Annotated in this window: 10 protein-coding genes; 8 read left to right on the top strand and 2 right to left on the bottom strand. The window is 70.0% G+C overall.

All coding sequences use genetic code 11. The annotated features are described in order from the left end of the window. Positions 1-17 precede the first annotated feature (17 nt). Complete coding sequence (locus LGR64_RS21170; protein ID WP_230356883.1) at positions 18-1,151, top strand: CaiB/BaiF CoA transferase family protein; 1,134 nt, start codon at positions 18-20, stop codon at positions 1,149-1,151. A 1-nt stretch (position 1,152) separates the two neighbouring features. Here LGR64_RS21170 and LGR64_RS21165 read toward each other — a convergent pair whose 3' ends face one another. Next, on the bottom strand, positions 1,153-1,935 hold the full coding sequence (locus LGR64_RS21165; protein ID WP_012202623.1) for an IclR family transcriptional regulator: 783 nt from the start codon (positions 1,933-1,935) through the stop codon (positions 1,153-1,155). A gap of 194 nt (positions 1,936-2,129) precedes the next feature. Between LGR64_RS21165 and LGR64_RS21160 the strand changes: the two genes are divergently transcribed. Next, on the top strand, positions 2,130-2,954 hold the full coding sequence (locus tag LGR64_RS21160; protein WP_230356882.1) for a hypothetical protein: 825 nt from the start codon (positions 2,130-2,132) through the stop codon (positions 2,952-2,954). Between the two features lie 41 nt (positions 2,955-2,995). On the opposite strand, the gene LGR64_RS21155 is transcribed toward LGR64_RS21160, so the two are convergent. Next, entirely contained in the window at positions 2,996-3,820 is an 825-nt protein-coding gene (locus LGR64_RS21155) for an IclR family transcriptional regulator (protein ID WP_230356881.1), read from the bottom strand. Positions 3,821-3,980: 160 nt separating this feature from the next. Between LGR64_RS21155 and LGR64_RS21150 the strand changes: the two genes are divergently transcribed. The 6 genes from LGR64_RS21150 (at position 3,981) to LGR64_RS21125 (ending at position 12,472) form a co-directional block, all read left to right on the top strand. Further along, positions 3,981-4,961: a Bug family tripartite tricarboxylate transporter substrate binding protein gene (locus LGR64_RS21150; RefSeq protein WP_034389537.1), complete on the top strand. Its 981-nt coding sequence runs from the start codon at positions 3,981-3,983 to the stop codon at positions 4,959-4,961. A 27-nt stretch (positions 4,962-4,988) separates the two neighbouring features. Further along, positions 4,989-7,361, top strand: a complete 2,373-nt coding sequence (locus LGR64_RS21145; protein ID WP_230356880.1) for a cytochrome P450/oxidoreductase — start codon at positions 4,989-4,991, stop codon at positions 7,359-7,361. Between the two features lie 417 nt (positions 7,362-7,778). After that, on the top strand, positions 7,779-8,330 hold the full coding sequence (locus LGR64_RS21140) for a GNAT family N-acetyltransferase (protein WP_034389533.1): 552 nt from the start codon (positions 7,779-7,781) through the stop codon (positions 8,328-8,330). An 87-nt stretch (positions 8,331-8,417) separates the two neighbouring features. Next, the gene (locus tag LGR64_RS21135) at positions 8,418-8,939 is read left to right on the top strand and encodes a sigma-70 family RNA polymerase sigma factor (protein WP_065347453.1); all 522 of its coding nucleotides are present in this window, start codon (positions 8,418-8,420) and stop codon (positions 8,937-8,939) included. Continuing rightward, positions 8,936-9,907 (top strand): FecR domain-containing protein, encoded by a 972-nt coding sequence (locus tag LGR64_RS21130; RefSeq protein WP_230356878.1) that lies wholly within the window; start codon positions 8,936-8,938, stop codon positions 9,905-9,907. Before LGR64_RS21135 ends, LGR64_RS21130 begins: the two co-directional genes overlap by 4 nt. 108 nt (positions 9,908-10,015) lie before the next feature. Further along, positions 10,016-12,472, top strand: coding sequence for a TonB-dependent siderophore receptor (locus LGR64_RS21125; protein ID WP_230356876.1), 2,457 nt, complete (start codon positions 10,016-10,018; stop codon positions 12,470-12,472). Positions 12,473-12,482 lie beyond the last annotated feature (10 nt).

Below are 12,482 nucleotides of genomic sequence, written 5' to 3'. Positions count from 1 at the left end.
ATTTCGACGGAGACGCCATGAAGGTGCTGGACAGCGTGCGCGTGCTGGAGATTGGCGGCATCGGCCCGGGGCCGTTCTGCGCCATGCATCTGGCGGACCTGGGGGCCGATGTGGTGTCCATCGTGCGGCCCGAGGCGGAACCCACCGCCACCTCAGCCACCTCAACCGCCTCCGCGCTGTCGCGCGGCAAGCGCTCGGTGTTCGCCGATCTCAAGTCGCCCGAAGGGCGTGACCTGGTGCTGGCCCTGGTGCGCGATGCCGATGCGCTGATCGAAGGCATGCGGCCCGGCGCCATGGAGCGCCTGGGCCTGGGACCCGAGGCCTGCCAGGCCCTCAACCCGCGCCTGGTCTATGGCCGCATGACGGGCTGGGGCCAGGACGGTCCGCTGGCCCAGGCTGCCGGCCACGACAACAACTATGCCGCCGTCTCGGGCGCGCTGTGGGGATGCGCGCCGGCCGATGCCCGGCCGGTCTCGCCCTTTGCCACGCTGGGCGACATCGGCGGCGGCGCCATGTACCTGATGACGGGGTTGCTGGCCGGCATCGTGCAGGCACGCGCCACGGGGCGCGGCACGGTGGTGGACGCGGCCATCGTCGATGGTGCGGCGCACATGCTCAACCTCATGCTGCATGCGCGCCAGCGCGGGCTGGTGGCCGACGAGCGCGGCCACAGCATCCATGACAGCGCACCGTTCTACGAAACCTATGCCTGTGCCGATGGCGGCTTCATCACCGTGGGCGCCATCGAGCCGCAGTTCCACGCCCTGCTGCTGGACAGGCTGGGCCTGGCCGGTGCCGCAGCGTTCCAGGGCCCCCAGTGGGACCGCGCCGCCTGGCCGGCGCGGCGCGCGCAGCTGCAGACGCTGTTCGCCTCCCGGCCCCGCGCGCACTGGCAGCAATTGCTGGAGGGCAGCGATGCCTGCTTCGGCGCGGTGCTCAGTCCCGTGGAAGCCGCCAGCCATCCGCACCTGCAGGCGCGTGGCGTCTATCTGCAGCCCGAAGGCGGCGCCCTGCAGGCCAGCCCCGCGCCACGCTTTGACGGCCAGGCCTATGCGCCGGGTCCTGCAAATGCCGCAGGCTCCGACACCGCCAGCGTGCGGGAGAAGGTGAGAGCAGGCCGCGCGCAGGAAGTCTGGCGCAGCGCCCGCTGATTCACGAAAGGCTGGAGGCGCCCAGCATGCCCTCGACCAGGCGCACCAGCGTGATCAGGCGCGGCCCGGCATCGCTTTCCAGCGCGCGGCTTTGCGGGCTGTAGATGGGCAGGGAGACCGAGAACACCCAGTACTCGCCGTCCTTGGCCGTGGACATGGGCACGGCAATGGACTGGATCTCGCGGTGCAGGTCGCCGTGGCTGCGGCAAAAGCCGTGCTCGGCCAGGTCGCGCCGCGCATCGTCGAGCCGCTCGCGCAGTTGCTGGGCGCGTGCGGGATCGTCGGCCTGCAGTTCCGCGATGAAGGCCTCGCGCTCGGCCTCGGGCAGGCTCAGCAGGTAGGCGCGGCCCGTGGCGGTGCGCGACAGCGAGATGTGCACCCCGATCTCGGGCAGGAAGACCTTGTTGGTCAGGCCGTTGGCCAGCTCCACCAGGCACAGCTGGCGGCCGTGGCCCACGGCCAGCTGGATCTGGCCTTCCAGGTGATTGGCCAGCTCCTGCATGTGCGGCCGCGCGAACTGGCGCATGTGCATGCGCGCCAGCACGGGCGAGGACAGGTTCAGCAGCCCCACGCCCGGCACGTACTTGGACAGGCGCTCGGAGTAGCGCATCAGGTTCAGTTCGCACAGGGTGTCGATCAGGCGGAACAGCGTGGGCTTGGGCAGGCCCGTCATGTCCATCAGTTCACGGGCGCTGAGTTCCTGGTGCTTGTTGGAAAAGCACTGGAGCACGGAGATGCCGCGCACCAGGGCGGCCACCAGCTTGCCACTGTCTTCTGTGTTCATGAATGGTTTTCGGCACTGCTAAAGATGAAACGATTGTCTCAATTTTCCGGCTGCCGGGCGGCAAATCCACCGGCCTTGCCGCAGTGCAAACCCTGGCGCCACCGCCGGCCGGCGCAAGCGGCAAGTCCTGGCACGGCACAATTGCCGCATCAGGCTGGCGTTGCGCGCCAGCCACTCACTTTCCAGAGCCTGCCGTGTCCGAACCGTCCTCCGCCGTCCCGCCTACCGAGCCGCCAGACTACGACGCCTTTTTGCGCGCCCATGTGCTGAGCCAGCCCCTGAGCATCCAGCGCTATGACCGGGAAGACGAAACCATCTGGGTCAAGCGCGCGGGTGCCAGCAACCCGGCATGGCGCTATCGCGCGCTGGCGCTGCTCGCCTTGTGCCTGCGCCTGCCCGTGCTGCGGCCCGTGCCCAATCCAGGCGGCCACGAAGCCATCCGCACCGAGGTACGCCGCCTGCGCCAGCTCGCGCAGCGCGGCCTGCGCGTGCCTGCCGTGCTGGCCGAGTGCGAGGACGGCTTTGCCATGCGCCACCTGGGCAGCCCCGGCGTGGAAGCGCCCTCGCTGGGCAATGCCATGGAAGCCGCCCTGCCCCGGAGCGATGGCAGCACGCTGGCGCTGTGGCTGCAGGGCCTGCAGACCCTGCAGCAGGTGCATGGCAGCGGCGACTGTCTGAGCCAGGCCTTTGCGCGCAACATGGTCTGCTGTGCCGATGGCGTGATCGGCTTCATCGACTTCGAGGACGCCCCTGCCGCCCACCTGCCCCTGGCGCTGTGCCGCGTGCGCGATGCCCTGTGCTACGCCCACTCCACGGCCTGGATACTGGAGCAGGCCGGCGCCATGCCGGCCGCGCGCATGGCCTGGCAGGATTTCGTGCAGTCCATGGAGCCCGAGACCCGCGCCCTGATGGCGCGCACCGTGAAACAGCTGGCCTGGGTGCGCCGCCTGCCCGAAAGCCGCCGCCTGGGCCGCGACATGCAGCGCGTGCGCATGGCCTACACGCTGGTGACGCCGTAGCGGCAGCGGGTTGCAGGCCTCAGCCGGGCCTCAGTCGGGCCTCAGCCGGGCAGGTGGCCCAGCGAGGCGCTGACGCGCGCCGCTTCGGCGCGCAGGGCCCGGGCCACTGCGCCCTGCGGGTCCGGGTCGAAGCCGCCGCTGGCGCCCAGCGCGCACAGCACGCCCACCACATGGCCCGTGTAGTCGTGCAGCGGCGCCGCCACGGCGCTGATGCCCGGCAGGTTGACGTCGCGCACCGAGGCGCAGCCCGCAGTGCGGATCTCGCGGCGCAGCGTGCCCAGAGGGTCCGCGCCATCGAGCAGCGCGCGCCGCGCGGCCGGCGCCTCGGCCAGCTCCCGGGCCAGCAGCGCATCCACGCGGGCATCGTCGTCCATGAAGGCGAAGAAGGCGCGCCCCGTGGCCGACCACAGCAGCGACATCACCGAGCCCACGCGCACATTGACGGTGACCGGCAGGCCCGGCTCCTCGAAGCGCACGATGGTCGGTCCCAGGTTGCCCATCACGGCCACGAAGCTGGTGACCTGCAAGGCCTCGCGCAGGTGCAATAGGGCCGGCTCGGCCAGGCGGATGGGATCGGACTGCCGCATGGCGGCCAGGCCCACGCGCATGGCCTCGGCCGCCAGCGCGTACTGCGTGCCACCACGGTCCTGCTCCACCAGCCCCTCGGCCATCAGGCTGGCCAGATAGCGGTGGACCTTGGCCGGGCTTTCCTCCACAGCGCCCGCGATGGCCGTGAGGCTGGCGCGTCCGCCCAGCGTGGCCAGGGCCTTGAGCACGGCCAGGCAGGTCTCGGCGGCCTGCACGCGCTGGCGCCTTTCGCGCGGCGGCGCGGGCTCGTCGATCTCGGAGGCAGCAGTGGAAGTCATGGCGGCAGGGCGGGTCTGGAAAGGCATGTTTTAAGGGCTGGCGGCGCATTGTGCCGCAGCTTGCGGGTAATCCCGGGCGGTGTTTTTACGCAATGCGTAGAAAAATTACGCAAAACAAGATTCCATGGATTCCACCCAGGCCTCACCGGAGACAAGCCCCATGCACAAGCGCCTTTTCCTCACCACACTGGCCGCAGGCCTGCTATCGGCCACCGCCCTGCCCGGCGCGCTGGCCCAGGACGGATTCCCCAGCAGGAACGTGCGCTGGATCGTTCCCTACGCGGCCGGCGGCGGCTCGGACTTCCTGGCCCGCACCATAGGCCAGGCCTGGGGCGGCCAGGTGCACCAGCCCATCGTGGTGGACAACCGCCCGGGCGGCAACACGGCCATAGGCGCCTCGGAAACCGCGCGCGCCGCCGCCGATGGCTACACCGTGCTGTCGGCCGACAACGGCACTCTGGTCTTCAATCCCGTGCTCTACAAGAGCCTCAGCTACAACCCCGCCAGGGACCTTGCGCCGGTCACGCTGATGGGCCGCTTCCCGATGATCCTGGTGGCCGGCCCCGGCATGGCAGCGGCCACGGCCAAAGACTTCCTGGCCCAGGCGCGCACCAGCAAGGACGGCGTGAACTACGCCTCGGCCGGTGCCGGCAGCCCGCACCACCTGGCCATGGAACTGCTCAGGGTGGAGGCCGGCCTGAAGCTGGTGCACGCGCCCTACAAGGGCGCGGCGCCGGCCCTGGGCGACGTGGCGGGCGGCCAGGTGCCCGTGATGATGGTGGACCTGGCCGCGGGCGCAGGCTTCATCAAGGGCGGCAAGGTTCGCCCGCTGGCCGTGGCCAACGCCACGCGCCTGCCCCAGTTGCCCGACGTGCCCACCTTCGCCGAGCTGGGCCTGCCCAAGGTGCAGGCCGCCGCCCTGGTGGGACTGGTGGCGCCCGCCAGGACCCCGGCCCCGGTCATCGCGGCCCTGCACAGGCAGGTCGTGGCCGCGATCAACGAGCCCGCCGTGCGCCAGAAGCTCGTGGATTTCGGCGTGGAGCCCGTGGGCAACACACCCGAGCAGTTCGCCGCGCTGCTGGCCAGCGAAAGCACGCGCTGGCACCAGCTGATCCGCGACCAGAACATCACTTTGGATTGACCCTCCGCGCCTGCCTGCGAACCTGCCATGACTGCCTCCGCCGCCTCCAACGCCGCCCCGTCCACCTCTGCGCCAGCCTCCGCGCGCTGCCCCTTCGACCACCGCCAGCCCAGCGGCCAGACCGGCCCCACGGGCTGCCCCGTCAGCGCGGGTGCCGCGGCCTTCGACCCGTTCAGCGACGGCTACCAGCAGGACCCGCCCGAATATGTGCGCTGGGCGCGCGAGCAGGAGCCGGTGTTCTACAGCCCACAACTGGGCTACTGGGTGGTCACGCGCTTCGACGACATCAAGGCGGTGTTCCGCGACAACATCGCCTTCAGTCCCTCGATCGCGCTGGAGAAGATCACGCCCACGGGCGAGGAGGCCAATGCCGTGCTGGCCTCCTACGGCTTCGCGCTGAACCGCACCCTGGTCAACGAGGACGAGCCCGCCCACATGCCGCGCCGCCGCGCGCTGATGGACCCGTTCACGCCCGAGGAGCTGCGCCACCACGAGCCCATGGTGCGCGAGCTGGCGCGCGCCTATGTGGACCGCTTCATCGACGATGGCCGCGCCGACCTTGTGGACCAGATGCTGTGGGAGGTGCCGCTGACCGTGGCCCTGCACTTTCTCGGCGTGCCCGAGGAGGACATGGACCGGCTGCGCGAGTACTCCATCGCCCACACCGTCAACACCTGGGGCCGGCCCCGGCCCGAGCAGCAGGTGGCCGTGGCCCATGCGGTGGGCAACTTCTGGCAGCTGGCCGGCAAGGTGCTGGCCAAGATGCGCGAGAACCCCGATGCGCCGGGCTGGATGCAATACGGCATACGCAAGCAAAAGGAGCTTCCCGAGGTCGTCACCGACTCCTACCTGCACTCCATGATGATGGCCGGCATCGTGGCCGCGCACGAGACCACGGCCAATGCCACGGCCAACGCCGTCAAGCTGCTGCTGCAGCATCCCGGCGCCTGGAAGCAGATCTGCGAGAACCCCGCGCTGATCCCCAATGCCGTGGAGGAATGCCTGCGCCACAACGGCTCGGTGGCCGCCTGGCGGCGCCTGGCCACGCGCGACGTGGTGATCGGCGGCGTGGCCGTGCCGGCGGGCTCGAAGCTGCTCATCGTGACCTCGTCGGCCAACCATGACGAGCGGCATTTCGCCGATGCCGACTTCTTCGACATCCACCGCGACAACGCCGGCGACCACCTGACCTTCGGCTATGGCTCGCACCAGTGCATGGGCAAGAACCTGGCGCGCATGGAGATGCAGATCTTCCTGGAGGAGTTTACGCGCCGCCTTCCCCACATGCGGCTGGCCGAGCAGCGGTTCACCTACGTGCCCAACACCTCGTTCCGGGGCCCCGAGCACCTGTGGGTGGAGTGGGACCCGGCCCTCAACCCCGAGCGCGCCCGTCCCGCCCTGCTTCAGGCGCGCCAGCCCGTGCGCATCGGCGAAGCCCTGCAGGGCGGCGCCAGCCGGCCCATGGTCGTGGCCGAGGCCGAGGCCGCCGCCGAAGGCGTGCTGCGCCTGCGCCTGAAGGCCGCCGATGGACACGCCCTGCCGCGCTGGACGCCGGGCTCGCACATCGACCTGCAATGCGGCGACACGGGCCTGTCACGCCAGTACTCGCTGTGCGGCGACCCCCAGGACACCGGCAGCTACGAGATTGCCGTGCTGCGCGAGGCCAACGGCCGTGGCGGCTCGGCCTGGGTGCATGAGCATCTGCACTGCGGCGCCACCGTACAGGTGCGGGGCCCGCGCAACCATTTCCCGCTGGACGAAGGCGCCAGCCACCTGATCCTGGTGGCCGGCGGCATCGGCATCACGCCCATCTCGGCCATGGCACGGCGCGCCAGGGCGCTGGGCCTGTCCTATGAAATCCACTACAGCGGCCGGCGCCGCGCGGGCATGGCGCTGCTGGCGCCGCTGCTGGCCGACCATGGCGCCAGGCTGCATCTGTACGTGGCGGAGGAAGGCCGGCGCGCCGACTACGCCGCCCTGTTGGCCACGCCGCGCGCCGGAGCCCGCATCCATGCCTGCGGACCGGCGCGCCTGCTGGACGGCCTGGAGGCCGCCAGCCGCCACTGGCCCGAGGACAGCCTGCGCGTGGAGCATTTCGTCTCCACCGTGGGGACGCTGGACCCTGCCAGGGAGCAGGGCTTCGAGGTGGAACTGCGCGCCTCGGGCCTTGTGCTGCAGGTGCGCAACGACCAGACGCTGCTGGACGCCCTGCGCAGCGCGAAGATCGAAGTGCAAAGCGACTGCCGGGAAGGGCTGTGCGGGTCCTGCGAAGTGCCCGTGCTCGAAGGCGAGGTGGACCACCGCGACATGGTGCTCACGCGCGGCGAGCGCGCGGCCTGCACCAAGATGATGAGCTGCTGCTCGCGCGCCAGGAGCGGCAGGCTGGTGCTGGGCCTGTAGCCAGGGCTACAGGGCAGCCCGGCGCCCGCAAGCCCGGCGCCCAGAAACACAAAAGCCCCAAGGCCATCATCGGCAATGGGGCGATCGCATCGGTGGGCGCGCTTCAGGGCGCACCTGCCTCCAACCGGATTACTGGTTGGCGATTTCGAGCTCGGCGTTGCGGGCTTGCTGGATGAAATCGATCAGGGAATAGATTGCTTGGCGCATGGTGAACTTCCTTACTGAGACGCTCAACAATCACTGGCGGCATGCATCTCAAGTGCCGCGAATGCCGGGAAAACCCTCTAAGCGTTTACCCTAGGAATAAGTATAAACCACTAGATCCTGGCGTGCAAACGCACAGTTGTAAGCGCACGTCAAGATTCCGCAGAGGAGCCCAACTGCGTCCCAATGTCAGGCATGGGATGATTCAGGCTTATGACCGCGCCTTCCGTTTCTCTCGCACCCTGGCACATAGAGCCGCTGAACCCGGCCGAGGCGCCGTGGCCGCTGCTGCTGTCGGCGGATCCGTCGCGGGAGAAGGTGCGCGGCTACCTGGCGGGCTCCACCTGTTTTGCCGCGCGCGAGTCCTTCCAGCGCGAAGGCCAGCCGCCGCGTCCCGGCGGGCGCGGCGAGGTATTGGGCATGTGCGTGCTGGTGCCGCTGCGCGCCAGCGGCGACGAGGCCTCAGGCCCACCCGCCTGGGAGCTGATGAACATCGCGGTCGCGGAATCGCTGCACCACCGGGGCCTGGGCAGCGCCCTGCTGCGGCGTGCCATCGAATGGGCGCGCTCCCAGCGAGCGCCGCGCATCGAGGTCGGCACGGGCAGCTTTGGCGACCAGCTGGTCTTCTACCAGCGCGCGGGTTTTCGCGTGACGGGCATAGACCGGGATTTCTTCCTCAGGCACTACACCACCCAGCTGTGGGAGCGCGGCGTGCAGCATCGCGACATGCTGCGCCTGACGCTGGAGCTGGGCACGGGCCGCTGAGGGCCTCGCGGGCGAGGTGAATCACGGGGAGTGAGGGCATGGCGTAATAATTGAGACGCATTCCCATCCCATCACCTGTCCCGCCGCATGCCCGCCCATCCCCTGCCGCCACCTCCCGTCGCCGTGCTCTACGCAGACCACCATGGCTGGCTGCAAGGCTGGCTGCGCCGCAAGCTGGGCGACACCGCACAGGCGCAGGACCTGACGCACGACACCTTCGTGCAACTGCTCACCACCCGCCACCTTCCACCGCTGGACAACCCGCGCGCCTACCTGACCACCATGGCCAAGCGCACGCTGTTCTCCTTCTGGCGCAGGCGCGACCTGGAGCAGGCCTACCTGGAGGCGCTGGCGGCCCAGCCCGCCATGCACCAGCCCTCGGAAGAGGAACGCTATGCCATCGTGCAGGCGCTGCAGGCCGTGGACCGCGTGCTGCAGTCGCTGCCACCCACCACGCGCCGCGTGCTGCTGCTCAACCAATTGCACGACATGCCCTACCGGGAGATCGCGCTGCGCCTGGGCATTGCCGAGATCACCGTGCGGCGCCACATGGGCCGCGCCATAGCCGCCTGCTGCGCACTGGACTGCGCAACGGCGCTGCCGCAATGAGTGCCACCTCGGCCGCCGCCCTGCGCCAGCAGGCCATCGCCTGGCTGGTGGAGTCGCGCTCGGGAGCCATGACCGAGCACCAGCGCAAGGCCCTGGACCGTTGGCGACAGGCCGACCCGGCCCACGAAGCCGCGTGGTCCCAGGTGAGCGGCTCGCTGGAGCGCGTGCTCCAACCGCTGGCGCCCCACACCTCCAGCCATGCGTCAGCCGATGCAGCGCTGAGCGCACTGCTGCAGCCCGACCGCCGCCGCAGGCGCATTGCGGGCGGCGCACTGGCCTTTGCGGGCGCGGCCCTGGGAGGCCTGGTGGCCCACCGATTCACGCCGCTGCCCGGCCTGCTGGCCGATGCCCATACCGCCACGGCCGAGCGGCGCAGCCTGGAGTTGGCCGACGGCAGCCGGCTGCTGCTGGACGCGCGCAGCGCCATCGATATCGACCTGGGCGCCGACCGCCGCCGCGTGCATCTGCGCCAGGGCGCGCTGATCGCGCAGGTGCCGGCCGGCAGCCCCTTCGCCGTGCAGACCCGGCATGGCCAGGCCCAGGTGCCGGCAGCGCAAGGCGCGCGCTTCATGGTGCGCCTGCAGGAAGAGCGCACGCAGGTGGCTGCGCTCGCGCAGGACGTGGACCTGCACACGCGGCTGGGCGCACAGTCCCCGCTGCAGGCCGGCGCCAGCGCCTGGATGGACGGGGCCGCCATTTCCGAGGCCCTGGCGCGCGCCGAGGCGGCAGCGGCCTGGCAAAGCGGCATGCTGGCCGTGGACGATTGGCCGCTGGACTCGGTGGTCGACGCCCTGCGGCCTTACCGGACCGGCCTGTTGCGCATCGCCCCTGCCGCCTCCCGGCTTCGCGTGCTGGGCACCTTCCCGCTGGACGATACCGACCGTGCGCTGCAGGCGCTGGCCAGCAGCCTGCCCATCCGCGTGACGCGCTATCGCGGCGGCTGGCTGACGCTGATCGATGCGGCCTGAGGCCCGGTCAACGCGGGGCTCCAAAAAAAACTGCGCCAGGGGTGATCACATCCGGCCCGCTCGCGCGACATGTCCTGTGTCATCCCCCATTCTCCGGAGTCCACAAGCATGTCCCGCTCTCTTTTCGCATGGCGCCCCGTGGCCCATGCCGCAGCCCTGGCCGCCCTCATCGCCACCCTGCCCGTCCAGGCCCAGACCGCCCAGGAGGCCGCGGTAGCCTCCGGCGCCGAAGCCGCCCAGCGCCAACGCTATGACCTGCCAGCCGGGCCGCTGGCCCGGACGCTGCTGGCCATTGGCCAGCACAGCGGCCGCACGCTGTCGCTGGACCCCGCCCTGGCCTCGGGCAAGCAGGCACCTGCCATCCAGGGCAGCTACACGGCGGAGCAGGCGCTGCAGGCCGCGCTGGCCGGCAGCGGCCTGGTGCTCACGCGCGATGCCCAGGGCGTGCTCGGCGTGCGGACAGCGCCCCAGGCCAGCGCCCTGCCTGCGTCGGCAGCGCCTTTGCCGGAGCAAGGCGTCAGCCTGGCCACGGTGACCGTGTCCGGCAAGGCCCCGGGCTCGACCACGGAGGGCACGGACTCCTACACCACGGCATCGTCCAGCAGCTCCACGCGCCTGAACCTGGCTCCCCAGGAGACGCCCCAGGCGCTGACCGTGATGACGCGCCAGCGGCTGGAGGATCTGGGCACCACGCGGCTCAGCGACATGCTGGAGGCCGCGCCCGGCATCATCGTCACGCGCGACGGCCTGGGTGCCGAAAGCGACGGCTACTGGTCGCGGGGTTTCGAGATCCAGAACTATGAGATCGATGGCGTGCCCACGGCCGCCGGCCTGAACCAGTACACCCAGCACATGGCCATGTACGACCGCGTGGAGATCGTGCGCGGCGCCACGGGCCTCATCAGCGGCATGGGCAACCCCTCGGCCACCATCAACCTGATCCGCAAGCGCCCCACGGCCAGACCCCAGACGCAACTCAATGTCGATGCCGGCAGCTGGGGACGCCGAGGCGCGGGCCTGGACATCTCCCGCCCGCTGAACCAGGACGGCTCGGCCCGCGCGCGCCTGGTTGCGGACTACCAATCGGGCGATGCCTGGCTGGAGCGCTACCACCAGGACTCGCGCCTGCTGTACGGCATCGCCGAGGTCGATCTCGACGACCGGACCCTGTGGACCGTGGGCTTCAGCTACCTGCGCAACGATGTGGATGCGCCGATGCGCTCGGGCCTGCCGTCGCGGTTTCCGGACGGCAGTGCCACCCGGCTGCCCCGCGCCCTGAACGGATCGCCGAACTGGTCGTACAACAACCATGAGCAAAGCGGCTTCTTCACCTCCATCGAGCGCGAGCTGAGCGGCGGCTGGACCGGCAAGGTCGAGTACGCCTACGGCCAGGACCGCTACGACTCGGTCTACACCTACCTCAACGGCACGCTGCAGGCCGATGGCAGCGGCACCAGCCTGCTGCCCGTGCGCTTTCAGGGCCAGCCGCGCCAGCACAACCTCGACATGTACCTGACCGGCCCGCTCAAGCTGTTCGGCCGCGAGCACGAGTTGATCGCCGGCCTGACGCTGTCGCGCTTCGAGGACAAGGGGCCCACCTCCGGCAGCTGGCTCTACGACTACTCCGGCTCGGCCGCAGGCCGCATAGACAACCTGTTCACCTATGACGGCAGCAATCCCGTGCCCGACTTCGCGACCAGCGGCCGGTTCTCCACCAGGGAGCACCAGTACGCAGGCTATCTGACCGGACGTTTCCGCATCTCCGAGCCGCTGCGCCTGATCCTGGGCAGCCGCCAGATCTACTGGGGGCGCGACACCGCCAGCACGCCGGACACAGGGGAAGCCACCACCACCCGCGCCCGGGAGAACGGCGCCTTCATCCCCTACGTGGGCGCCGTCTACGACATGACGCCCCAGTGGGCGCTGTACGCCAGCTACACCAAGATCTTCAACCCCCAGGCCTCCTGGGTGCGCGACGAGAACAATGCCACGCTGGCGCCCATGGAAGGCCGGGGACTGGAGGTCGGCATCAAGGGCAGGCACCTGGACGGCAAGCTCAACTCCAGCCTGGCCCTGTTCAACCTCAAGCAGGACAACCTGGCGGTGTGGCAGGCGCAATTCCCGGGCAGCAATGTCTACAAGGCCGAGCAGAACACCACCTCCCAGGGGCTGGAGATGGAACTGAGCGGCGAGCTGGCGCCGGGCTGGCAGGTCTCAGCCGGCTATGCCAACACCCTGACCACGAATGCAGAGGGCCAGCGCATCAACACCATGCTGCCGCGCAACAGCGTCAAGCTCTTCAGCAGCTACCGCCTGGGCGGCGCACTACAGGGGCTGACACTGGGCGGCGGCGTGAACTGGCAAAGCGAGGTGGGCGACGCCACGGTGCGGCAGGCCAGCTATGCCGTGGTGAACCTGATGGCGCGCTATGACATCGACCGGCACTGGAGTGCTTCGGTGCACCTGAACAATGCCCTGGACCGCAAGTACTTCAGCTACGCAGGCTACTACAGCCACTACGGCACGCCGCGCAATCTGATGGTGGGCGTCAAATACCGCTTCTGAGCCAGGTTCT

Source organism: Delftia sp. Lp-1, assembly GCF_020523835.1.
GTDB classification, from domain to species: Bacteria; Pseudomonadota; Gammaproteobacteria; order Burkholderiales; family Burkholderiaceae_C; genus Comamonas; species Comamonas acidovorans.
Note: the sequence above shows the minus strand (reverse complement) of the source record. Positions and strands in the feature narration are given on the sequence as shown.

Excerpts from the sequence above, each read along its gene's own strand:
- LGR64_RS21170 (WP_230356883.1), top strand. The coding sequence starts at position 18 with ATGAAGGTGCTGGACAGCGTGCGCGTGCTGGAGATTGGCGGCATCGGC.
- LGR64_RS21165 (WP_012202623.1), bottom strand. The coding sequence starts at position 1,935 with ATGAACACAGAAGACAGTGGCAAGCTGGTGGCCGCCCTGGTGCGCGGC.
- LGR64_RS21155 (WP_230356881.1), bottom strand. The coding sequence starts at position 3,820 with ATGACTTCCACTGCTGCCTCCGAGATCGACGAGCCCGCGCCGCCGCGC.
- LGR64_RS21150 (WP_034389537.1), top strand. The coding sequence starts at position 3,981 with ATGCACAAGCGCCTTTTCCTCACCACACTGGCCGCAGGCCTGCTATCG.
- LGR64_RS21145 (WP_230356880.1), top strand. The coding sequence starts at position 4,989 with ATGACTGCCTCCGCCGCCTCCAACGCCGCCCCGTCCACCTCTGCGCCA.
- LGR64_RS21140 (WP_034389533.1), top strand. The coding sequence starts at position 7,779 with ATGACCGCGCCTTCCGTTTCTCTCGCACCCTGGCACATAGAGCCGCTG.
- LGR64_RS21135 (WP_065347453.1), top strand. The coding sequence starts at position 8,418 with ATGCCCGCCCATCCCCTGCCGCCACCTCCCGTCGCCGTGCTCTACGCA.
- LGR64_RS21130 (WP_230356878.1), top strand. The coding sequence starts at position 8,936 with ATGAGTGCCACCTCGGCCGCCGCCCTGCGCCAGCAGGCCATCGCCTGG.
- LGR64_RS21125 (WP_230356876.1), top strand. The coding sequence starts at position 10,016 with ATGTCCCGCTCTCTTTTCGCATGGCGCCCCGTGGCCCATGCCGCAGCC.